This window comes from Bacteroides rodentium JCM 16496, from assembly GCF_000614125.1.
Lineage (GTDB): Bacteria > Bacteroidota > Bacteroidia > Bacteroidales > Bacteroidaceae > Bacteroides > Bacteroides rodentium.
Genome location: NZ_BAKJ01000007.1, coordinates 79,189 through 99,988 on the forward strand (window position 1 = coordinate 79,189; position 20,800 = coordinate 99,988).

Here is a 20,800-nt window from a genome sequence, read left to right on the forward strand (position 1 = left end):
TTCTTTTGTCCTTTCACAGATTATCATACCTTTGTGAATATAAATCTAAGGAAGGCAAGGTTATGATAAAACATTTTTTTTTAATATTAGGACTGCTTGCGGCATTCACTGCCGGGCCGGTTCTGGCTTGTACATCTGCCGTCGTTTCCGGAAAGGTTACTCCTGACGGTCGTCCGTTGCTATGGAAAAACCGTGATACGGACTATCTGCGAAATCATGTTGCTTATATAAAAGGGGAGAAGTATAACTTCATTGCCGATGTGAATAGTGCTAACTTTCCTGCCTTGAAGGAGGCATGGATGGGCACAAACTCTGCCGGTTTTGCCTTGATGAATACCCAATCCTACAATCTGGTGGAAGTGAAAGACGGGGAAGAACGGGGAGCAGCCAATGGGAGGATTATCTACCGCGCTTTGGAAGTTTGTGCCACGGTGGAGGATTTCTGCCATTTCCTTGATACCATTTCCAAGCCCAGCCTGATAGAGGCCAATTTTGGCGTAATCGATGCTCAAGCGGTGCCGCCGTATTTGAGGTGGATTATTATAAATATACGATGTATGATGCCAATAATCCCAAAGATGCTCCTTACGGCTACATTGCCCGTACCAACTTCTCTTTTGCCGGTGAAGTGAATCGGGGGGCGGGTTATGTGCGCTATATGGAGGCAGACCGGGTACTGATGAGAGCTTCTGCAACGGGAGGAATCACGCCGCAGGGCATCTTCAATAATCTTTCACGTTCGTTTCGCAACGGCATGCTCGATATTGATTTGAAGAGCGGGAAGTTTAATCGCCCGCAAGGTTCCGGTTGGTTTGTCGACCAGGATTTTATTCCCCGTAACAGCACTTCCTGTTCCATTGTGGTGCAGGGCGTAAAACCGGGTGAGAAGGCGGAACTTACTACGATGTGGACAATGCTGGGATATCCTCCTACGGGCATTGCCGTGCCACTTTGGGCGAAGGATGCGGATAGACTTCTGCCTCCGATGGTGTGTTGGGACAAGGCGTGTGCCGCCGCTCCGCTCAGTGATTGGTCACTCCGGCTTTCCAACAATGTCTTCTGTTACAATCAGGGGATGGGAACCAATCGTTATCTGAATTGGGAAAAACTGTACAATATGGAGAATAACGGCTATATGCAACAGCTTGTTCCGGTGGAGGCGGAGGTGTTTCGCCGTACATGCCCATTGTTGGACAGTTGGAGACGGCAAGGAAGCATTGATTCTCAAGAAATGCAGAAGCTCTATCAAGATGTGGAAGCACTTGTCCGAAAGGCTTATACGCCTTTGATGGAACGATGACAGTATTCCAGTATTTCCCTTTCCTGCTCCGGGTGGAACCAGCGGATTTCCTCGTCCCGTTTGAACCAGGTCATTTGCTTACGGGAATAGATGCGTGAGTTTTGCTTTATCTTCTCAATGGCAAAGGGTAATGTCCATTCGCCGTCCAGGTACTTGAATATTTCTTTGTAGCCTACTGTGTTCAGGGAATTCAGACTTTTATGCGGATAGACCATGCGCGCTTCTTCCACCAAACCCTCTTCCACCATTTGGTCCACCCGGCAGTTGATGCGTTCATAAAGCTCTTCCCGGTCACGCGTTAGTCCTATTTTGATAATACGGAAGGGGCGTTCTTTCTTTTGTCGGGTGCGGAAGGAAGTGTAGGTCTTTCCCGTCATGTAGCAGATTTCCAAAGCATGGACTACGCGTTTGGGATTTTTCAAATCTACTGTTTTGTAGTATTCCGGATCCAGCAGCTTAAGTTCCGCACAAAGTCTTTCCAGACCTTCTGTTTCATATTTGTGCAGCATGAGCTGGCGTGTATCGGCATCTACGGTCGGAATGTCGTCAATCCCTTTACAGACTGCATCTACATACATCATTGAGCCTCCGGTCAGCAGTACGGTGTCATGCTCTGTAAACAAGCCTTCCAGCAGCTTCATCACTTCCGCTTCGTATTGGGCGGCACTGTAATAGTCTGTCAGCTTCAGGGTGCCGACGAAGTGATGCTGTACCCGTTGCAGTTGCTCCGGTGTAGGGGCAGCCGTGCCTATCTTTAAATCTGCATAGAGTTGTCTCGAATCGGCCGAGACGATACAAGTATGGAAATGTTCTGCCAATCGGAGGCTTAGCTCTGTTTTGCCTACTCCGGTAGGACCGATAAGTACGATTAGGGTGTGCATGCGGATAAAAAATTAGGCACGGATTACGCGGATTACACGGAATATTCAATAACAGCCGTGTGTTTCCGTGTAATCCGTGCCTAAAAGAAAATCTGTATGGTATGTCTGTTTAATATCTTTCTTCTTCAAATGAGTTTCCGGCTTCGTCCAAACCGCCGAAACCCTCTTTGTCGAAATCTTCCATATCGAAGTCCTGGTCGCCGTAAAAGTTTTCGTCCAAATCAAGGGAACCGCCGGCAGCTGCCATCTCTTCAAAATCAATGGTCTGCTTGGGAGCTTCACCCGCTTTCTTGGTGCATTTGGCGCCTTTCATATCCTTTCCGGTAATGATTTCAGAAAGCTCGATGAAGAAGCAGCGCTCAGTCATATAATCGAATACATAGAGAAGTTTCTGCTTCTCGTCTTCAACCAGTTCGCTCAGCTGGGTCTCTTTCATCACCCAACTGTCCATTTCCGGATTGTCGTCCATTTCTTCCAGCGTAATTTCTTTCTCTTTCTCCCAGTCATCATCGCAAATGAAGAAAGAAGTCATCTGGTCGTTAGTGTAGCCTGCCGACTTTAGAATCGCTTCATGGAAGTCATAAAAGGTAGCTTCCGGGTCTATCTGTATTTCTCTGACAAAATCGTCTACCTCATCAGAGATGATTGTAAATCTGTAGATCATGTGATTTATGATTTATGATTTATAATTTATAATTTATGGCGTCTGATTTGAGATTTATGGTTTCAAATGCGTATTGCGCTCATAAATCATAAATCTCAAATCATAAATCCTTTCATTTCCCTGCGGGGATAATGCCGCGGGCTGATTCACGTATAAAGTTTACGATATAGCTTATTTCCGGTGTCATTTCCATCTCATCCTCGATTTTCTTCAAGGCATCCGTATTGTTCAGGCCGCCTTGATAGATGATGCGATAGGCATCATGGATTTTCTCGATGGTCTCGTTGGAGAAGCCACGGCGGCGTAACCCTACAATGTTGATTCCCGCATAGCAGATAGGCTCGCGTCCGGCAATGATGTACGGCGGGATGTCCTTGCTGAAACGGCAGCCGCCTTGTATCATGCCGTATCCTCCTACGCGGCAAAATTGGTGCATCAGTACATTGGCGCTGATGATGGAATTGTCGTCAATGACAATTTCGCCTGCCATCTTTGTAGAGTTGCCAATGATACAGCCGTTGCCAATCAGAGCATCGTGGGCCACATGTACGCTTTCCATCAGGAGGTTATTGCTGCCTACAACGGTTTTGCCTTTGGCAGCCGTGCCGCGGTTGACTGTTACGTTTTCACGTATGATGTTGTTGTCTCCGATTTCAGCAGTGCTTTCCTCTCCTCTGAACTTTAAATCCTGGGGAATGGCACCGATAACGGCTCCCGGGAAAATAGTATTTCCATTGCCGATGCGTGCACCGTACAGAATGTTGGCGTTTGCCATAATCTTGTTGTTATCACCGATTACCACATTCTTGTCAATGAAAACAAAAGGAGCAATCTCTACGTTTTCCCCGATTTTGGCTTCGGGATGAATATACGCTAAGGGACTTATCATATTATTTACGATTTAGCTATTTACGATTTACGATTGAGGATACTTGCGATTTACAGTATATACGATTTTACCTGAAGGTGATAATTCTTATGGGTAATATGAATCGTAAATCGTAAATCGTCCAATCGTAAATCTTGTTATTTGTTCTTAACTATTTGCGCCATAAACTCTGCTTCGCAGACAACCTTTTCGCCTACAAACACATAGCCTTTCATGGTAGAGATGCCGCGGCGTATGGGGGCCATCAGCTCTACACGGAAGATGAGGGTATCTCCAGGTACCACTTTCTGGCGGAATTTCACACCGTCAATCTTCATGAAGTAGGTGGAGTAGCGTTCCGGTTCATCCACCGAATTCAGTACAAGCAAACCTCCCGTCTGTGCCATTGCCTCTATCTGCAACACACCGGGCATTACGGGTTCCTGCGGGAAGTGTCCCTGGAAGAAAGGTTCGTTGGAAGTTACGTTCTTGACACCTACAATGTAGTTGGCACCTATTTCTATGACTTTGTCCACCAATTGCATCGGGTAACGGTGAGGCAGAAGTTCGCGGATGCGGTTTACGTCCATAATCGGTTCGCGGTTGCAGTCGTAGGTAGGAGCTTGTATTTCGTGCAAGCGGATTTCCTTGCGCATCTGGCGGGCGAACTTATTGTTGATAGTGTGTCCCGGGCGGGTAGCGATGATACGGCCCTTGATGGGCTTGCCTATCAATGCCAGGTCACCGATGACGTCGAGCAACTTGTGGCGGGCGCATTCATTGGGCCACACCAAAGGTTTGTGGTTGATATATCCCAATTGTTTGGCGTCCATGTGGGGAACCCCCATTACGTCGGCCAGCTTGTCATAGTTCTCCTGTGACATTTCGCGTTCGTAAATAACAATCGCATTGTCAAGGTCGCCTCCCTTGATAAGACCGGCCTGCAGCAACGGCTCAATTTCGCGTACAAACACGAAAGTACGGCTTGCGGCGATTTCATCCTTGAACTTCGTCATGTCCTCCAGCGTTGCAAACTGGTTGGGGAGGATGTCGGAGTCGTATGATACCAATACATTCAAGCTGAAGTTCTCGTCCGGCAGCACGATGATGGAAGAGCCGGTTGTTTCGTCACGGAATTCAATTTTGGACTTGATGATATAGAAATCTTTTACGGCATTTTGTTCTACAGTGCCTACGCGCTCTATTTCGTTGACATAATATTGGGCGCTTCCGTCCAGAATGGGAAATTCCGGTCCGTTTACTTGTATCAGGCAGTTATCGATTCCCAATGCATAGAGGGCTGCCATGCCATGCTCCACTGTGCTCACCTTTACTCCGTTTTTGGAGATTACAGTTCCACGGGTAGTTTCGGATACGTTGTCTGCAACGGCATCGAAGGTAGGCTGTCCTTCCAAGTCGATACGTTGGATTTTGTATCCATGGTTATCCGGAGCAGGATTGAAAGTAACGGTTAGGTCAAGTCCCGTATGAAGACCTTTTCCACTAAGCGAAAAGCTGTCTTTTAGAGTCTTTTGTTTTAACATTGGTTACTTATTTAATTGTTGTTTAAGTTCATTCAATTCTTTGCGGAGTTGGCGCAGTTCCACTTGCATTTCCGGCAAACTTCTTTGTGCGATGGATGCCTTGAAATATTGTTTCAGCTCCATAGGAGGAGTACCGATAAGCTGGCTACCGTCCTTTATGCTACTGGGAACACCGGACTGTGCGCCAAGGTTCACTTTGTTGCCAATATGAATATGGCCTGCAATGCCTACCTGCCCGCCGAACATGCACCATTCTCCTATCTTGGTAGAACCTGCTATACCTACTTGCGCCGCCATTACGGTGTGGGAGCCTATTTCATCATTGTGTGCCACCTGAATCAAATTATCCAGTTTCACGCCGCTATGTACGATGGTGGCTCCCATTGTGGCACGGTCCACACACGTGTTGGCACCGATTTCCACATGGTCTTCCAGGATGGTGATACCTATTTGCGGAATCTTTTCATATCCTTCGGGCGTAGGGGCAAAGCCGAAACCGTCTGCACCGATGACACAGCCGGAGTGCAGGATGCAGTGGTTGCCTACCCGACAATCGTGATAGATGGTTGCATTGGCGTAAATAATACAGTCATTGCCTACTTTGGCACCGCTGCCAATCGTGACGTGCGGATGGATGACCGTATTGTCTCCCACCTCTGCGTGTTCGCCAATGCAGGCAAAAGGTGCAATGTAAACATCTTTGCCTATTTTGGCAGTCTCGGCAACAAAGGCCAGAGAGTCAATTCCCACCCGTTTTGGCTTGCTTTGCTCATAAAGATTAAGCAATTTAGCAAGACTTTCATACGCATTGTCCACTTTAATCAAGGTTGCTTTTACTTCTTGTTCCGGAACAAAATCCTTGTTTACCAGAACAATGCTTGATAGCGTTTCGTATATGTAAGGGGTGTATTTGGGATTGGATAGGAAGGAGATGGCTCCCGGTATTCCCTCTTCGATTTTCGCAAAGGTGTGAACGGTAGCATTCTCGTCTCCAACAATTTCTCCTTGGATAAATGTTGCAATTTGTTTAGCAGAGAACTCCATGTCTTATTCTTGTTAGATGGTTTCGAAACGCAAATAACGGACTTTTTTTTTATATTTCCTTGTCCTAGGGTGAATATTTTATACTTATCTATGCAAACGTTGGTAGCATAAGTAGTACTTTTTTACTTTCTTGGACAGAAGAGAGATATTGAGCATATCCGATGCTTCGGCAATGTTCTTGATGCTGCCGTCGTTGTAGAGGATGTCAATACTGTCATCTGCCTCGTCGTACATGTTCTTCTCGATGCTGGGGGTAGAGATGAAATATCTCGCTTCGGAGAGAGGGATGTCCAATTGTTCGCTGATTTGCAAAGTTAGTTCTTTTTTCCGTTCCTCGCTAATAGGTTCGGCAGAAATCTCGACTTTGAAGATATTTCGGTTAATCATGCCGGCACTCAGTGTGGACAAAACCTTGTCCGGGTGGCGGCTCCATACCTTGAGGGCAGTCCAGATGTCATTATCGTCCAACTGGATGAAATTTTCCAGACTGTCGGGATTGTTATAGAATGCTTCCCGGTTGATGTCGTTGTAGAGGAAGAATTTCAAGGCGGGTGAGGCAAAGAGGTCTATGCCGCAGCTTGCCAGTTCCTTAGCGCGGAGCAGGGCGCTAATCAGCATTTTCTCGTAGGCAACGGAGGTTTTGTGCAGATAGACCTGCCAGTACATCAGGCGGCGGGCGGTGAGGAAATTCTCGATGGAATAGATGCCTTTGGACTCTACTACCAGGTGGTCGTCCTTTACATCGAGCATCTTGATGATGCGGGCGGAGCCGATGTTACCCTCGGTTACTCCGGTGTAGAAGCTGTCGCGGCGCAGGTAGTCCAGGCGGTCCATGTCCAGCTGTCCGCTCACTAGTTGGTGCAGGAAGCGCTTGGGGTATTCGTCCTTGAAGATTTGGATGGCGAGGGTCAGCTGTCCGTTCATTTCCTTGTTGATACGTTCCATCAGCATCAAGGAGATGTCTTCGTGGGAGACGCCCTGCACGATGGTATTTTCCAGTACGTGGGAGAAGGGGCCGTGGCCGATGTCGTGCATCAGGATGGCTGCTTCCACAGCTTCGGCTTCGCTGTCGAAGATAAAGTTTCCTTTGGTGGCAAGTTGCTGGAGGGCTTCGCTCATCAGGTAGAAGGCACCCAGGGAGTGCTGGAACCGTGTGTGTTGTGCACCGGGATAGACAACGGAGGACAGACCCAGTTGCTTGATACGGTTCAGCCGTTGCAAGAGGGGATGCCGTACGACATCGTACAACAACCCCTTTGGTATGTTTATGAACCCGAAGACAGGGTCGTTGATGATTTTACGTTCGTGGGACATGGGTAAATTGTTGTTTTGTTATGGATAATAATCTTGCTTGGTCCATGAGGTAGATAATTAGTGCTCAGTAAGATTTTAGGCAAGCATACTGACGTGCAAATATCCGAATCAAATCCCGAACTTCAAAATTTAATGCGGATATTCGTTGTTGCAGTGTCTTGTTTGGTATTGATGAGGCTGCGTATTCAAGAAATGTATTTTGCGTAACTATCCTCCTTGATTCTTGTTTGTTATCCGATATTAATTGTAGTTTTGCAAATGAGAAGATAATTGATAACCACTAAAAAATAAAAAGATGATATTGACAGACGATATGCTTGCGGTGGCATTTCAATACCGCGATACGGAGTTATGGAAAATCTTGGCGGACAGTGATGTGTTTGCATTCCGCCTTTCCGATGGAGAGACCGGTTATTGTTGCGTGATGGGGAACGGGGGCGAGCATCTGGCCCTGGGGTTCTATCGGGGACGGAAAGGATTCTCTTCCTATCTGAAGAGTCTCATGATGGATGATATGCACCTTTCTAGCTTAGAGAGGTTTGAAATGGTGGCCACTTTAGACTGCATTAATTGCGACTTTATGCAAGCGGCTGACATGGATGCCGCTGCGAAGAAGTTGATTCGCAGCTATGCCGAAGCTCATGGGATGAAGATACCTCGTTTTAAAGGATGGCCTGACTTTACCCGGCATCAGCCTTTAAAAATGCCGGCCGGCCTCACCTGTGAGCAGGATGCGCGCGACATAGTAGAGGCACTTCGTGCAGCTGTTGCTGTGGCGGGAGAGCTGAAGCACCGGACACTGGTCAGTCTGGGCTTTGGGAAAGAGCCGGATTATCCTACCATGAAAGGTGGAAAGGAGGTTCCTTACCTTGTTCCCAATGCTGAAGGCGCATACGACTGGGCTACTGCCAAGCTTCCTGCTTTTCAGCCCGATGAGTATCCCGCACCGGAATTTAAGAACGATATACTTGCAAGGGCGCTGAAAAAACAGCCTGCATTCGGGGAATGTCAGGTGAAATTTGTTCACTTGCCGGTACCCTTGGATGGAGGAAAGGACGGGATGCCTTTTCTGCCTGGCATGTTGCTTTGCATGGAAGTCGAGAGAGGGGGGCTGTTTCCTATTTTCTCTATGGAGAGTGAAGGGGAGGAATCCGACCGGATACTTGTAGCACTTGCCAAGAACTTGTGTGACAGTGGCAGCAAGCCCGAGACGATTGAGGTGGGAGACGAGAGAACCGAATTCTTCTTGAAGGACTTCTGTGCCCGGGGGGGCATTCGTCTGCTGCGCAAGAAGGAGCTACCGGAACTGGAGAATGCTTGCGACTTTATGATGAGCAACTTTATGTAGCAAAACTGCGGTTGCTTCCCTTTGCTTCTTATAAAGTCTCGTTCTCTTGATATTAAAGCGGTACTTTGTCGCCAATAAAGCGTTGCTTTATCGCCGATAAAGTACCGCTTTACTGCCGATAAAGTATTGCTTTACTGCCGATAAAGTGACGCTTTATTGGTAGTAAAGAAAAATAAAGTTGTAATCTGCTGATTGATAGTGTAGCTACGCTCTTATCCTTCCCACGCCAGACAGTACTGAAATTCATCGAACTTAGGTTCGCCGGCTATACCTGCCGAGCGGAATACGTTGCGGATGGCTTCTTGTTCTTGGGGAGAGATGAGACGCTCTCCTTTGCGGCTTTGGTAGAAGTAGCTCTCGCATGAAAAGCATTGCATTACCCGTAGGCGGACTATGCGGGATTGCTTTAAGGGGAGGTCTTCGAAGAGTTGGGTCATGCCCTTGGCATAGCGCAGGGGTTTATTGTCGCGGTAATACCGGCAACTGTCGGTGGGCGAAAGGCGTTGCACGTAAACGGGGTTTACGCAGTATAGTATATTCTTCCCTTCTTCCTCGCTTTCCGCGAGGGTCTGCGCCGCGATGGCTCGCAGGCAGGTGGCTGCTTTGGGGCAAAGGTCTTTGCCCGCAAAGCAGTGTACATAATGTTGAGGTATGTCTTGCAGGAGCATAATGGAGCTGTTTACAGAATTGCTTTCAACTGTTCCGCCATCTGTGCCTGCACCTCTTGGGCGGCTTTTCGGCTGGCGGCGGCGAAGTTCTCCGTCTTGTCCACGTAGATGATACCACGGCTGGAGTTGACAATCAGGCCGCAAGTCTTGTTCATGCCATACTTGCACACCTCTTCCAGCGAACCGCCTTGTGCGCCTACGCCGGGAACCAACAGGAAGTGTTCGGGAACAATCTTGCGGATGTCTTCGAAGGCACGGCCTTGCGTGGCACCTACTACATACATCATCTGTTCGTCGTTTGCCCACTCCTGCGATTTGCGCAGAACTTTTTCGAAAAGGCGTTCGCCTTCTTTGTCTTCCGTCAGCTGGAAGTCGTGCGAGCCTTTGTTGCTGGTCAGTGCAAGCAGGATTACCCATTTGCCTTCGTACGTAAGGAACGGGGTCACACTGTCCTCACCCATATACGGGGCTACGGTTACGGAATCAATGTCCAGCTCTTCGAAGAAGGTGCGGGCATACATGGCAGAGGTGTTCCCGATGTCACCGCGTTTGGCGTCGGCAATGATGAATTGGTCGGGATAGTTCTGCTTGATGTAGTTTACGGTTTTCTCGAAAGCTATCCAGCCTTTCACGCCCATGCTCTCATAAAAAGCCAGGTTGGGCTTGTAGGCGATGCAGAGGTCGGCAGTGGCGTCGATGATGGCTTTGTTGAAAGCGAATATAGGGTCTTCCTCTTTCAGAAGATGTTCGGGTATTTTCTTGATGTCGGTGTCAAGACCTACGCAAAGAAATGACTTCTTGCGCTTGATGTTCTCGAATAATTGCTGTTTGTCCATATTGCTCTATAATTACGGGCTGCAAGCTACGGGCTACGGGGAGGTAGCGTGCAGGCTTGCAGCTTTTGGGTTATTTTTTAGTTATGAGTATTAAATACTTGTCACTTGTTTCTTGTCACTGCTTTACAACTCGCTCTCTTTCAGTCTTTCTGCATTTTCCGCCACAATCAGGTGGTCGATGCAGTCCTGGATGTCTCCGTCCATAAAGGCGGCGAGATTATAAATGGTGTAGTTGATGCGGTGGTCGGTGATGCGTCCCTGCGGATAGTTGTAGGTACGTATCTTGGCGGAGCGGTCGCCGGTGGAGACCATCGTCTTGCGCTTGGAGGCGATGTCGTCAATGTACTTCTGGTGTTCCTTGTCGTAGATGAAGGTACGCAGGCGCGCAAGGGCGCGTTCCTTGTTTTTGGGCTGGTCGCGCGTCTCGGTACATTCGATGAGGATTTCTTCGACTACGCCCGTGTTGGGGTTCTTCCAGTTGTAGCGCAGGCGCACGCCTGATTCCACCTTGTTCACGTTCTGACCGCCGGCGCCACCGCTTCGGAAGGTGTCCCACTTGATTTCGCCTTCGTTGATGACCACGTCGAACTCTTCGGCTTCGGGAAGCACGGCTACGCTGGCGGCCGAGGTGTGTACGCGTCCTTGCGTCTCGGTGGCCGGTACGCGTTGCACGCGGTGCACGCCCGATTCATACTTCAGTGTGCCATATACATTGTCGCCCGTCACGGAGCAGACGATTTCCTTGAAACCGCCGGCTGCACCTTCGTTGGCGCTGGATATCTCCATTCTCCATCCCTTGGATTCGCAGTACTTGGTGTACATGCGGAAGAGGTCTCCGGCAAAGATGGCCGCTTCGTCGCCACCCGTACCGCCACGTATCTCGAGGATGGCATTGCGACCGTCCTGCGGGTCGGCGGGGACGAGCAGCAGCTTTATCTGCTCTTCCAGTTCCGGTTGGCGGGTTTGGCAGGCATCCAGCTCTTCGCGTGCCATTTCGCGCATCTCCTGGTCTGTTTCGTTGGCAATGATTTCTTTGGCCTCTTCGATGCCGCTCAGTACCTGCATGTACTCCTTGCGGGCATTCATCAGGTCGCCCAGTTCTTTATATTCTTTGGTGAGCTTGACGTAACGCTTCTGGTCGGCAATCACTGCCGGGTCTGTAATCAAGGTCGATACTTCTTCGAAGCGGGCGACAAGCCCTTCCAGCTTCTCAAGTATGGTGTTATTTTCTGCCATTTGATTCTAAAAATACGGTAAGTAGAGCCGTCATTATTAATATTAGAATGAAGAAAACCACCCATTGCCATGCAGGTGTTTTCTTCTTTTTGATGTTGATGTAGTTACTTCCCACAAAAGAACCGACAAAACCTCCCATCATGATGCCAAGGTTTTTGATATACGGGCAATCAAGCCATGTCCCTATGCCAATGCCTAAAGCACACAACGAGATACCCGCTAATAAAAACAAGCATCCTTTGTCTGGGTTTTGCTTTGTTGCATTCATGTCTAATACTTGAACTCTCCGAATTCACTCTTGATAATCAGCTCTTTCTTGTCACTTTCTTCCACGCGGCCTACAATCTGTGCATCGATGTTGAAACTCTTTGAAATAGCAATCACCTCTTCTGCATGTTCGGGAGAAAGGTACACTTCCAGGCGATGTCCCATATTGAACACCTTGTACATTTCGCTCCAGTCCGTATCGCTCTGCTCCTTGATGGTCTTGAACAACGGTGGAACGGGGAAGAGATTGTCTTTGATGACACGGCAGTTGTCTCCCACAAAGTGCAGTACCTTGGTTTGTGCGCCGCCCGAGCAGTGTACCATACCGTGGATTTGGGGACGGAGCGCATCAAGCAGTTTCTTTACTACCGGTGCGTAGGTGCGGGTGGGGGAAAGTACCAGCTTTCCTGCATCCAGCGGACTGTCTTCGACGCTGTCTGTCAGTTTCAGCTTGCCACTGTATACCAGCTCTTCGGGTACAGCCTTGTCATAGCTTTCGGGATATTTCTCTGCCAGGTATTTGGAGAATACATCGTGGCGCGCCGAGGTCAGACCGTTGCTGCCCATACCGCCGTTGTATTCTTTCTCATAAGTTGCCTGGCCGTAGGATGCCAGACCTACAATCACATCGCTCGGACGGATATTGGCATTGTCTATAACATCTGAGCGCTTCATGCGGCAGGTCACTGTCGAGTCTACGATAATGGTACGTACAAGGTCGCCCACGTCGGCTGTTTCGCCGCCGGTGGCATAGACGCCTACTCCCATTTCGCGGAGTTCGGCAAGCAGTTCGTCCGTGCCGTTGATGATGGCCGAGATTACTTCGCCGGGGATGAGCAGTTTGTTACGTCCGATGGTGGAGGATACCAGAATGTTGTCTACCGCACCCACGCAAAGCAGGTCGTCGATGTTCATAATCAGTGCATCTTGTGCAATGCCTTTCCACACGCCCAGGTCGCCGGTCTCCTTCCAGTACATATAGGCAAGACTGGACTTGGTGCCTGCTCCATCGGCATGCATAATGTTGCAATACTCAGGGTCTCCGCCCAAAATGTCGGGAATAATTTTGCAGAATGCCTGCGGGAAAATACCTTTGTCGATATTCTTGATGGCGTTGTGCACATCTTCCTTTGATGCGCTGACGCCCCGCATCATGTATCGTTGATTACTCATGAGATAATAGGTTTGTTCAATTGAATGCGCAAAGATACATCTAATCTTCTACAACACAAAGCGAGGCACAAAGTTTCTCGCCTTTGTGCCTCGCTTGTATATATAGCCATCTTGTCATGGTAATGATTTCATTCGAATTCTTTATAAATCTTTTCTATGGCTGGTTTCAGTTCCGGTATGTCATATTCAATGGTGTCCCAAAGCTGCTTGGGCTTTATTTTGTAATAGCCGTGTACAAGAACATGGCGCATTCCTTCTATTACCTCCCAATCGACTTCCGGATGTGAAGCACGGAATTCTTTAGTTAGCATATAGACTGCTTCCCCAATGATTTCTACATGTTTCACAAAACCATAAAAAATGATGGAATCATTGTTTATCATTTCAAAAGTGTAGCGGTTCTTGTTTTCGAGCAAGATATCAATAGATGATAAGATATGTTCTATTCTTCCTTTGTCTTTAATTGTTTCTCTCATAGATAAGGATTTTATCTTGTTGTACGCTGTCTATGGCAAAAGGTAACAGTCCGTCTTCATCAACTAAATCGACACTCCGTTTCAGTATCTTTTTCAAGGAATTGATGATGCGGGAGATGGTGAATAAAGTGACCCGTTCGTTATCAGCATATTGTACCAATATGTCTATATCGCTTTCCGAAGTTTCCTCTCCTCTTGAGCATGAACCGAATAGCCACGCCTTGTTTATCGGTTGCCCGGCGAAGTATTGCTGTATCTTGGGAATAAGAAGCTGAATTTCTTTATTCATCATGGCTCTATCTGGTTATGGTTATTTAGTACTTCAATGTATTATACAAAATTACTTTATTCTTTTTATATATCAAAGCGAGGCACAAAGTTTCTTGACTTTGTGCCTCGCTTGTTGAGTTGTACATTTATCAGAATTGTACCTGGGGAGCTTGTTCCGCTCCTTCTGCCGCTTCGAAATAAGCTCGTTTCTCAAAACCGAAAAGACCGGCAAGGATATTCTTGGGGAAACGGCGAATGGCTGTATTGAAGTTCTTGGCTGCATTGTTGAAGTTGGTACGTGCTACGTTGATACGGTTTTCCGTACCTTCCAGCTGTGCTTGCAGTTCTAGGAAATTCTGGTTTGCCTTCAAATCCGGATAGTTTTCTGTGATGGCAAGCAATTTGCCGAGGGCGGAAGTCACCGCACCTTGTGCTTTCTGATATTCAGCCAGCTTTTCCGGAGTAAGGTCTGCAGCATCCACTTTGATTTGAGTGGCTTTGCTGCGGGCTTCTACTACACCTTCCAGTGTTTCCTTCTCGTGCGTGGCATATCCTTTCACGGTATTCACCAAGTTCGGAATCAGGTCGGCACGGCGTTGGTATTGGGTTTCTACGTTCGACCATTGTCCGCTGACATTTTCGTCCATGGTTACGAGTCCGTTATAGCCGGTTACACCCCAAATGGCGAGAAGAGCTATAACAACGATAATGATAATGGTTGATTTCTTCATACTTTTCATTTTTAAGCCTTACCTCCGATTCCTCTCCGATAGAGAGAGGGGAGGAGGGGAAGGCAGTTATTAATCATTTAATTATATTCTTAATGTAAACGTCTTATTTCTTTTCAGTATCCTCTGAGGTTGTGTCAAAATTCACCACAGATTACACGGATTAACACAGAATGAACTTAATTTACTGATAATCAAAGATGCTTATCTGTGCAAATCTGTGTAATCTGTGGTGGATACCAGTTTTGACACACCCTCTTGGGGGTGAGGCTTTAGAACCGGGAACCGGCTCCTCCACCACCTCCCATACCGCCTCCGAAGCTGCCGCCGCTGAAGCCTCCTCCGCCACCTCCGCCGAAGAGTCCTCCACCACCGAAGATGACCGGACCACCTCCGCCTCCTCCCCGGTAGTTTTCATCGTATGACTGCTGGCGGCGCACTACTTTATGTCCGCAATTGCGGCAGGTGTAGGTCACATCTTCTGTTTTTATGCCGTTGTGGCGTGCGATGAGTTGGCTGGTGCTACGTTGCAGTTTATGCTGTCCGCAGTTGGGGCATTTGTTGGCGGCTCGTAGCGCTATGATGCTAATAGCAATCCCTACCCCGATGATACCGAGGAACATCAGGATGACAATTCCCACGTCATCGCCTTCGTCATCGGGCGTATCATTCACCATAGTGCCGTCAAGACGTGAACAGACAGCCTTTATACCCGCTACCATTCCGGCATCCCAATTACCGTCTTTCAGATAGGGAATCATGTATTTGGTCTGTATGCGTTTGCAGATGGCATCAGGAAGGTCTCCTTCCAAACCGTATCCCGTATAAAACTGGATGCAGCGTTGGTCGGTTACCAGCAGAATGACCAAACCGTTGTTTTTCTCTTTTTTCCCTACTCCCCATTCATTGAGCAGCTGGTGTGAGAAATCAAAACAGTCTTCTTGTCCGATGGAGGGAACAACGGCAACTACCGTTTCAATGCCGGTCTGCTGCTCCAATGCATAGAGCATACGGTCTATATTGTCACATGCCTCCGTTGATAGAATTCCGGCTGGGTTGCACACATAGCGTGTCTTGTCCTGAAGGTGTACTTTAGGAATATTCTTAGTGGTGTAGACTTCTTGTGCCTGCAAGGATAAGAGCAGGCATAAGAAGAATGCTATGGAAATAAATCGTCTCATACTACCAGTATTTGTTGTAGCGAAGATAGGTAAAATCACATCAATGTATGTATTTTCCTACGAATTTCTTTACATGTTCGGTGTATTCCTGCGGATAATCCTTGTAAGACATGGCATGCGTGGCACCGGGCACAATCCATAATTCTTTGGGTTCGGGCTTGGCTTCGTAGAGGGGATAAACCATCCAAGTTGGCACAAAGGTGTCGGCGTCACCGTGGATGAAGAGCATCGGCAAAGTGCATTTTTTAACTTGCTCCAAAGCAGAGGCTTCCAGGAAGTCCCATCCGTACTCTTGCCGGCAGAGCCAGTTTGCTGTATGCAGAAGAGGGAAGGCGGGCAGGTTGAACTGTGCTTTCAGCTCTCCGCGAAACTCGTCCCATACGCTTGTGTAGCCGCAGTCTTCTACGAAACACTTGATGAAAGGCTGTTGGTATTGACCATGCTCCACTTCGCCGGATACCATCATGGTGGTGGCGGCTCCCATGGAGATGCCGTGTACTACCATCTCTGTGCTGCGGGATGCTATGCTGTCTGTATGGCTGCGCCCGAAGAGTTCGTCGGCGGTTTCGGTCCATTGCAGTACGTCAAGCCGGTCTTTCCAACCCATCTGTGCATGGTTTCCCTCGCTCATCCCGTGTCCGTAGAGGTCGGGCAGCAAGATGTTGAAGTCCATCTCCTTGCTGTACAGATAGCCTATCATCAGCATGCGCACGGCATTATCAGTATATCCGTGTACGATGACTGCTGTTTTTGGGGTGGGGCGGGCGGCGGCAACGTAGAGTGCGTGTAGCGTCTCTCCATGGTCGTTCTCAATGTAGAAGTCTTTCAATGCCCCTACGGTCACCAGACTGTCTACCCACGGTTGCAGTTCGGGATATTGCTCGAACATGAAGTTGTAGGATTCGGCAATGTTGCGACTGCGTGTGATAAGGTCTTCGGGTTTCAGAGCATGCCCCAGCATATAGTACCCTCCGCACAGTAGTACGGTGCAGAGGGCAGCCAGACCGAGAATCGAATATTTTATGGTTTTCTTCATTATTTATTCCAAATTTCCCATGCAGCAAAGGCTTGCAGCAGTAACATTTCCAGACCGTTCTTAGTGACGGCTCCTTGTGCCTGGCCTTTCTTCATGAAAAGGGTTTCGTTTGGATTATATAACAAATCATAGAGCAAATGGTTGGGAGTCAGTAGTTCGTAAGGGATATTGGGACAGAAATCCACTTTGGGATACATGCCTACTGGGGTACAGTTGACAATCACTGTGTACTCTTGCATGATTTCCGGTGTCAACTCCTCATAAGTGAGGAATTTATCCTCTTTCTTGCTACGTGATACGAAGGTGCTTTTTATACCCAGGTTCTCCAGCCCGCGATATACGGCTTTCGATGCACCGCCGGTACCCAAAATCAGGGCTTTCTTGTGTTGTGGTTGCAAAAGTGGTTCTATGGATTGTGTAAATCCTATGATGTCGGAGTTGTAGCCGACCAGTTTCACTTTGCCTTTGGGGAGGCGGATAATCTTAATGACATTGACGGCGCCTATCTTGGCCGTATCTTTGTCCAGTTCGTCCAGGTAGGGGATGACTTGCTCCTTGTAAGGGATAGTTACATTCAGTCCACAGAGGTTGGGATTTTCCTCGATAACTTCCATGAAATCCTCGATACGTGGAATTTCGAAGTTTACATATTCTGCATCAATATTTTCTGCTGTGAATTTCTCATTGAAATATCCTATTGAGAAGGAATGCTTCAACGGATAACCTATTAAACCGTATTTCTGCATAATGGGGGGTGTGTTAAAGGGAAATTAATGATTATTTTCTGGCTGTGTACAACGTGCATACTCCGAAAGTCAGCCGCTTGAAGTGCACTTCGCTGAAGCCTGCCTTGCGGATTACCTCCTGCATCACTTCTCCTTGCGGGAAGGCGCGAATACTTTCCGGTAGATAGGTGTAGGCGCTGTTGTCTTTCGAAATACATTTACCGAGCAGGGGGATGACAACTTTGGAGTAGATGGTGAACAACTGTTTCATCGGGAAGCGGTCCGGTGTAGAGAGTTCCAGTATGACGAGATGTCCGCCGGTCTTTAGTACGCGGCACATCTCGGACAGTCCCTTGTCCAGCCCTTCGAAGTTGCGGATACCGAACGCTACGGTCACGGCGTCGAAGCTTTCGTCGGCAAACGAGAGGGAGGTGCAGTCCTCCCGGGCAAATGAAATCTTGTCCGAGAGGTGCGTCTGCTTTACTTTTTCACGTCCCACGTTCATCATGCCTTCCGAGATGTCGGTGCCAATCAGGCTGTCGGGTTGCAGTTCGCGGCATGCAAGGATGGCGAAATCGCCGGTGCCGGTAGCTACGTCCATAATACGCCGGGGGCGGAAAGGACGGAGGTACTTGATTGCTTTCCTACGCCAGCTGCGGTCGATACCCATGGATAGGGTGTGATTCAGCTTGTCGTAGGCAGGAGCGATGTTGTCGAACATTTCTTCCACTTGTTCGCTCTTCTTGCCGTCATTGCCGTAGGGCTTGATGTGTTCTTGGGGATAGTCCATGTGATAAGGGATTAAGGATTAGGGATGAGGGATTAATGATTAAGGGGCTGCGCTAATCCTTAATCCTTAATCCCTCATCCTTATTTTAAGTATTCGGTTACATTCTTTTCAATGCGTTCGGCAATGTTGCTGGTATCTTCCTTTACAAACTTCTCACCGGTGATGTGTTCGTACAGTTCGATGTAACGTTCGCTGATTGAAGTAACGATTTCGTCGGTCATTTCCGGTACTTGCTGTCCTTCCTTGCCTTGGAAGCCGTTGTCCATCAGCCATTCGCGTACAAACTCCTTGGAGAGTTGCTTTTGCGGTTCGCCATTGGCAAAACGTTCTTCGTAGCCTTCGGAGTAGAAGTAGCGGCTGGAATCGGGCGTATGGATTTCGTCCATCAGATAGATTTTGCCGTCGTGCTTGCCAAATTCGTATTTGGTATCTACCAGAATCAATCCGCGTTCAGCAGCAATCTCGGTGCCGCGTTTGAAGAGGGCCATGGTGTATTGCTCCAATACGGCATATTCTTCGGGTGTGGCAAGACCTTGTGCCAGGATTTCTTCTTTGGAGATGTCGGCATCGTGTTCGCCAATCTCGGCCTTTGTGGTCGGGGTGATGATGGGTTCGGGGAATTTCTGGTTTTCCTTCATTCCTTCGGGCAGTTTCACGCCGCAGATTTCACGTACGCCGCTCTTGTAGGCACGCCATGCACTGCCACAGAGGTAACCGCGTACAATCATTTCTACGGGGAATCCTTCACACATCACACCTACCGTCACCATCGGGTCGGGTGTAGCCATTTTCCAGTTGGGGCAGATGTCGGTTGTGGCATCCAGGAATTTTGCTGCAATCTGGTTCAGCATTTGTCCTTTGAAGGGAATACCTTTCGGCAATACTACGTCGAAGGCTGAGATGCGGTCGGTAGCTACCATGACCAACTTTTCACCATTGATGTTGTACACATCACGAACTTTTCCGTGATAGACACTCTTCTGTCCGGGGAAATTGAATTCTGTTGCTGTTAATGCTTTCATATTCATTGTCATATTAAAGTTTAATCATATCGTTGTCATCGAAAGTCCAATAAGGATTATAGGCTACCTCCCAATAATAATTATCGGGGTCGGCAAAATAGGCATGAAAGCCACCCCAAAAAACTTTTTGTGGCTCCTTGACGATATTGGCGCCGGCATTCCGTGCCGTCTCTATTGTTTTTATAACTTCAGCTTCGCTCTTTACGTTGTAGGCTAAAGTAATACCACAGAAGCCGTTACCGATTTTGGGAGGATTGCTTTCACTGATGTCTTGTGCCAGGAGTTCTAAAGGATACAACTCAAATTTCGTTCCTGTTGTATTGAAGAATATCACCTTCGGGCAGTCTTCTTTTTCTTCTGTCTGAAAGCCCAGTTCATCTCTGTAGAACTTGACAGACCGTTGCATGTCTCTGACTCCGAGAGCTATTACATTAATTCTGTTCATTGTGGTGATTCTTTTGATTATTAAGTTTCTCCCGTTCTGCTTTCGCTTCCTTGTCGAACTTCTCGTAGGCTTCCACAATCTGGGTTACCAATTTGTGCCGTACGATGTCTTTCTTGTTCAGCTCCACGAAGCTGATGCCTTTTACGCCTTTCAGGATTTTCAGTGCCTGCACCAGACCGGAAGTCTGGGAAGAAGGCAAGTCAATCTGCGTCATGTCTCCCGTGACAATCATCTTGGTGTTCATGCCCATGCGGGTGAGGAACATCTTGATTTGCTGGGTGGTCGTGTTCTGCGCTTCATCCAGAATGACAACGGCATCGTTCAGTGTGCGTCCGCGCATAAAGGCGAGGGGGGCAATCTGGATGATGTTCAGCTCCATGTACTCTTTCAGCTTGGCGGCAGGTATCATGTCCTGCAGGGCGTCATAGAGTGGTTGCAGATACGGGTCTATCTTGTCCTTCATGTCGCCGGGCAGGAAACCGAGCTTTTCTCCGGCTTCTACGGCGGGGCGGCTGAGGATGATTTTCTTTATCTCCTTATTCTTTAGTGCCCGCACGGCAAGTGCGATGGCTGTATAGGTCTTTCCTGAACCGGCGGGACCGATGGCAAACAGCATGTCATTCTTGGCAAATGCCTCTACCAGCTTCAGCTGGTTCTCGCTGCGCGGGATAATCGGCTTTCCGGTTACGCTGAATACAATGACATTGCCCGATTTTTCCGCTTGCGGGGCATTGCCTTTGATGATGTCTATAATGACCTCTTCTTTCAAAGAGTTGTATTCGGCACAGTATTTCTCCAGCTTGGTGATGTTCTCCTCGAATGCACACATTTCCTCCTCATCACCCAATACTTTGATGACATTGCCGCGGGCAACGATGCGAAGCTTGGGATACAAGGCCTTTATCAGCTGCATGTTGGCGTTGTTTACGCCATAAAATATTACCGGGTCAATATCTTCAAGAACAATCAGTTTTTCTATCATTG

Annotated in this window: 22 protein-coding genes and 1 pseudogene; 2 read left to right on the top strand and 21 right to left on the bottom strand. The window is 48.1% G+C overall.

Going from position 1 to position 20,800, the window contains the following annotated elements; translation table 11 throughout:
* Nucleotides 1-62 precede the first annotated feature (62 nt).
* A pseudogene (locus tag JCM16496_RS04825) lies at nt 63-1,300 on the top strand (carcinine hydrolase/isopenicillin-N N-acyltransferase family protein).
* Here JCM16496_RS04825 and miaA read toward each other — a convergent pair.
* The 6 genes from miaA to JCM16496_RS04855 all read right to left on the bottom strand — a co-directional run bounded on the left by miaA (nt 1,276) and on the right by JCM16496_RS04855 (nt 7,615).
* Nucleotides 1,276-2,181, bottom strand: a complete 906-nt coding sequence (gene miaA / locus JCM16496_RS04830; RefSeq protein ID WP_025832681.1) for a tRNA (adenosine(37)-N6)-dimethylallyltransferase MiaA — start codon at nt 2,179-2,181, stop codon at nt 1,276-1,278. The pseudogene JCM16496_RS04825 and the gene miaA sit on opposite strands and share 25 nt — an antisense overlap.
* Before the next feature lie 109 nt (nt 2,182-2,290).
* Nucleotides 2,291-2,845, bottom strand: a complete 555-nt coding sequence (locus tag JCM16496_RS04835; protein WP_025832683.1) for an IS1096 element passenger TnpR family protein — start codon at nt 2,843-2,845, stop codon at nt 2,291-2,293.
* 112 nt (nt 2,846-2,957) lie between these two features.
* Nucleotides 2,958-3,734: an acyl-ACP--UDP-N-acetylglucosamine O-acyltransferase gene (gene lpxA / locus JCM16496_RS04840; protein WP_025832684.1), complete on the bottom strand. Its 777-nt coding sequence runs from the start codon at nt 3,732-3,734 to the stop codon at nt 2,958-2,960.
* 137 nt (nt 3,735-3,871) lie between these two features.
* Nucleotides 3,872-5,257: a bifunctional UDP-3-O-[3-hydroxymyristoyl] N-acetylglucosamine deacetylase/3-hydroxyacyl-ACP dehydratase gene (locus JCM16496_RS04845; RefSeq protein ID WP_025832685.1), complete on the bottom strand. Its 1,386-nt coding sequence runs from the start codon at nt 5,255-5,257 to the stop codon at nt 3,872-3,874.
* A 3-nt stretch (nt 5,258-5,260) separates the two neighbouring features.
* Nucleotides 5,261-6,301, bottom strand: coding sequence for a UDP-3-O-(3-hydroxymyristoyl)glucosamine N-acyltransferase (lpxD, locus tag JCM16496_RS04850; protein ID WP_025832686.1), 1,041 nt, complete (start codon nt 6,299-6,301; stop codon nt 5,261-5,263).
* A gap of 84 nt (nt 6,302-6,385) precedes the next feature.
* Nucleotides 6,386-7,615, bottom strand: coding sequence for an HD domain-containing protein (locus JCM16496_RS04855; protein WP_025832688.1), 1,230 nt, complete (start codon nt 7,613-7,615; stop codon nt 6,386-6,388).
* A 295-nt stretch (nt 7,616-7,910) separates the two neighbouring features.
* Here JCM16496_RS04855 and JCM16496_RS04860 point away from each other — a divergent pair, with 295 nt between their 5' ends.
* A complete protein-coding gene (locus JCM16496_RS04860) occupies nt 7,911-8,963 on the top strand; it encodes a DUF7309 domain-containing protein (protein WP_025832690.1) in 1,053 nt (350 codons plus the stop codon).
* 212 nt (nt 8,964-9,175) lie between these two features.
* Here the strand turns inward: JCM16496_RS04860 and JCM16496_RS04865 are convergent, their stop codons facing one another.
* The 15 genes from JCM16496_RS04865 to JCM16496_RS04935 form a co-directional block, all read right to left on the bottom strand.
* Nucleotides 9,176-9,631 (bottom strand): DUF6078 family protein, encoded by a 456-nt coding sequence (locus JCM16496_RS04865; protein ID WP_244440251.1) that lies wholly within the window; start codon nt 9,629-9,631, stop codon nt 9,176-9,178.
* 11 nt (nt 9,632-9,642) lie between these two features.
* A complete protein-coding gene (gene pyrF / locus JCM16496_RS04870; RefSeq protein WP_025832694.1) occupies nt 9,643-10,467 on the bottom strand; it encodes an orotidine-5'-phosphate decarboxylase in 825 nt (274 codons plus the stop codon).
* A gap of 123 nt (nt 10,468-10,590) precedes the next feature.
* A complete protein-coding gene (prfA, locus tag JCM16496_RS04875; RefSeq protein ID WP_025832696.1) occupies nt 10,591-11,703 on the bottom strand; it encodes a peptide chain release factor 1 in 1,113 nt (370 codons plus the stop codon).
* The gene (locus JCM16496_RS04880; protein ID WP_025832698.1) at nt 11,690-11,971 is read right to left on the bottom strand and encodes a hypothetical protein; all 282 of its coding nucleotides are present in this window, start codon (nt 11,969-11,971) and stop codon (nt 11,690-11,692) included. Before JCM16496_RS04880 ends, prfA begins: the two co-directional genes overlap by 14 nt.
* A gap of 2 nt (nt 11,972-11,973) precedes the next feature.
* The gene (locus JCM16496_RS04885) at nt 11,974-13,143 is read right to left on the bottom strand and encodes an AIR synthase-related protein (protein WP_025832701.1); all 1,170 of its coding nucleotides are present in this window, start codon (nt 13,141-13,143) and stop codon (nt 11,974-11,976) included.
* Between the two features lie 128 nt (nt 13,144-13,271).
* Nucleotides 13,272-13,619: a HepT-like ribonuclease domain-containing protein gene (locus JCM16496_RS04890; protein WP_025832702.1), complete on the bottom strand. Its 348-nt coding sequence runs from the start codon at nt 13,617-13,619 to the stop codon at nt 13,272-13,274.
* Nucleotides 13,603-13,911 (bottom strand): nucleotidyltransferase family protein, encoded by a 309-nt coding sequence (locus tag JCM16496_RS04895; RefSeq protein WP_025832705.1) that lies wholly within the window; start codon nt 13,909-13,911, stop codon nt 13,603-13,605. The genes JCM16496_RS04890 and JCM16496_RS04895 overlap by 17 nt, the downstream gene beginning before the upstream one ends.
* A gap of 127 nt (nt 13,912-14,038) precedes the next feature.
* Nucleotides 14,039-14,620, bottom strand: coding sequence for a LemA family protein (locus JCM16496_RS04900; RefSeq protein ID WP_005835359.1), 582 nt, complete (start codon nt 14,618-14,620; stop codon nt 14,039-14,041).
* Nucleotides 14,621-14,889: 269 nt separating this feature from the next.
* A complete protein-coding gene (locus tag JCM16496_RS04905; protein WP_025832711.1) occupies nt 14,890-15,798 on the bottom strand; it encodes a TPM domain-containing protein in 909 nt (302 codons plus the stop codon).
* 40 nt (nt 15,799-15,838) lie between these two features.
* Nucleotides 15,839-16,834, bottom strand: coding sequence for an alpha/beta hydrolase (locus tag JCM16496_RS04910; RefSeq protein ID WP_025832713.1), 996 nt, complete (start codon nt 16,832-16,834; stop codon nt 15,839-15,841).
* Nucleotides 16,834-17,580, bottom strand: a complete 747-nt coding sequence (locus tag JCM16496_RS04915; protein ID WP_025832715.1) for a shikimate dehydrogenase family protein — start codon at nt 17,578-17,580, stop codon at nt 16,834-16,836. Before JCM16496_RS04915 ends, JCM16496_RS04910 begins: the two co-directional genes overlap by 1 nt.
* 31 nt (nt 17,581-17,611) lie before the next feature.
* Nucleotides 17,612-18,349 carry a bifunctional demethylmenaquinone methyltransferase/2-methoxy-6-polyprenyl-1,4-benzoquinol methylase UbiE gene (gene ubiE, locus JCM16496_RS04920; RefSeq protein ID WP_025832718.1) on the bottom strand — a complete coding sequence of 246 codons (738 nt, stop codon included), beginning with the start codon at nt 18,347-18,349 and terminating at the stop codon, nt 17,612-17,614.
* A gap of 80 nt (nt 18,350-18,429) precedes the next feature.
* Nucleotides 18,430-19,371, bottom strand: a complete 942-nt coding sequence (locus JCM16496_RS04925; protein ID WP_005823683.1) for a phosphoribosylaminoimidazolesuccinocarboxamide synthase — start codon at nt 19,369-19,371, stop codon at nt 18,430-18,432.
* Nucleotides 19,372-19,384: 13 nt separating this feature from the next.
* Complete coding sequence (locus JCM16496_RS04930) at nt 19,385-19,816, bottom strand: VOC family protein (RefSeq protein ID WP_025832721.1); 432 nt, start codon at nt 19,814-19,816, stop codon at nt 19,385-19,387.
* Entirely contained in the window at nt 19,803-20,798 is a 996-nt protein-coding gene (locus JCM16496_RS04935) for a PhoH family protein (RefSeq protein ID WP_025832723.1), read from the bottom strand. The genes JCM16496_RS04930 and JCM16496_RS04935 overlap by 14 nt, the downstream gene beginning before the upstream one ends.
* Between the last annotated feature and the right edge of the window lie 2 nt (nt 20,799-20,800).

Excerpts from the sequence above, each read along its gene's own strand:
- miaA (WP_025832681.1), bottom strand. The coding sequence starts at position 2,181 with ATGCACACCCTAATCGTACTTATCGGTCCTACCGGAGTAGGCAAAACA.
- JCM16496_RS04835 (WP_025832683.1), bottom strand. The coding sequence starts at position 2,845 with ATGATCTACAGATTTACAATCATCTCTGATGAGGTAGACGATTTTGTC.
- lpxA (WP_025832684.1), bottom strand. The coding sequence starts at position 3,734 with ATGATAAGTCCCTTAGCGTATATTCATCCCGAAGCCAAAATCGGGGAA.
- JCM16496_RS04845 (WP_025832685.1), bottom strand. The coding sequence starts at position 5,257 with ATGTTAAAACAAAAGACTCTAAAAGACAGCTTTTCGCTTAGTGGAAAA.
- lpxD (WP_025832686.1), bottom strand. The coding sequence starts at position 6,301 with ATGGAGTTCTCTGCTAAACAAATTGCAACATTTATCCAAGGAGAAATT.
- JCM16496_RS04855 (WP_025832688.1), bottom strand. The coding sequence starts at position 7,615 with ATGTCCCACGAACGTAAAATCATCAACGACCCTGTCTTCGGGTTCATA.
- JCM16496_RS04860 (WP_025832690.1), top strand. The coding sequence starts at position 7,911 with ATGATATTGACAGACGATATGCTTGCGGTGGCATTTCAATACCGCGAT.
- JCM16496_RS04865 (WP_244440251.1), bottom strand. The coding sequence starts at position 9,631 with ATGCTCCTGCAAGACATACCTCAACATTATGTACACTGCTTTGCGGGC.
- pyrF (WP_025832694.1), bottom strand. The coding sequence starts at position 10,467 with ATGGACAAACAGCAATTATTCGAGAACATCAAGCGCAAGAAGTCATTT.
- prfA (WP_025832696.1), bottom strand. The coding sequence starts at position 11,703 with ATGGCAGAAAATAACACCATACTTGAGAAGCTGGAAGGGCTTGTCGCC.
- JCM16496_RS04880 (WP_025832698.1), bottom strand. The coding sequence starts at position 11,971 with ATGAATGCAACAAAGCAAAACCCAGACAAAGGATGCTTGTTTTTATTA.
- JCM16496_RS04885 (WP_025832701.1), bottom strand. The coding sequence starts at position 13,143 with ATGAGTAATCAACGATACATGATGCGGGGCGTCAGCGCATCAAAGGAA.
- JCM16496_RS04890 (WP_025832702.1), bottom strand. The coding sequence starts at position 13,619 with ATGAGAGAAACAATTAAAGACAAAGGAAGAATAGAACATATCTTATCA.
- JCM16496_RS04895 (WP_025832705.1), bottom strand. The coding sequence starts at position 13,911 with ATGATGAATAAAGAAATTCAGCTTCTTATTCCCAAGATACAGCAATAC.
- JCM16496_RS04900 (WP_005835359.1), bottom strand. The coding sequence starts at position 14,620 with ATGAAGAAATCAACCATTATCATTATCGTTGTTATAGCTCTTCTCGCC.
- JCM16496_RS04905 (WP_025832711.1), bottom strand. The coding sequence starts at position 15,798 with ATGAGACGATTTATTTCCATAGCATTCTTCTTATGCCTGCTCTTATCC.
- JCM16496_RS04910 (WP_025832713.1), bottom strand. The coding sequence starts at position 16,834 with ATGAAGAAAACCATAAAATATTCGATTCTCGGTCTGGCTGCCCTCTGC.
- JCM16496_RS04915 (WP_025832715.1), bottom strand. The coding sequence starts at position 17,580 with ATGCAGAAATACGGTTTAATAGGTTATCCGTTGAAGCATTCCTTCTCA.
- ubiE (WP_025832718.1), bottom strand. The coding sequence starts at position 18,349 with ATGGACTATCCCCAAGAACACATCAAGCCCTACGGCAATGACGGCAAG.
- JCM16496_RS04925 (WP_005823683.1), bottom strand. The coding sequence starts at position 19,371 with ATGAAAGCATTAACAGCAACAGAATTCAATTTCCCCGGACAGAAGAGT.
- JCM16496_RS04930 (WP_025832721.1), bottom strand. The coding sequence starts at position 19,816 with ATGAACAGAATTAATGTAATAGCTCTCGGAGTCAGAGACATGCAACGG.
- JCM16496_RS04935 (WP_025832723.1), bottom strand. The coding sequence starts at position 20,798 with ATGATAGAAAAACTGATTGTTCTTGAAGATATTGACCCGGTAATATTT.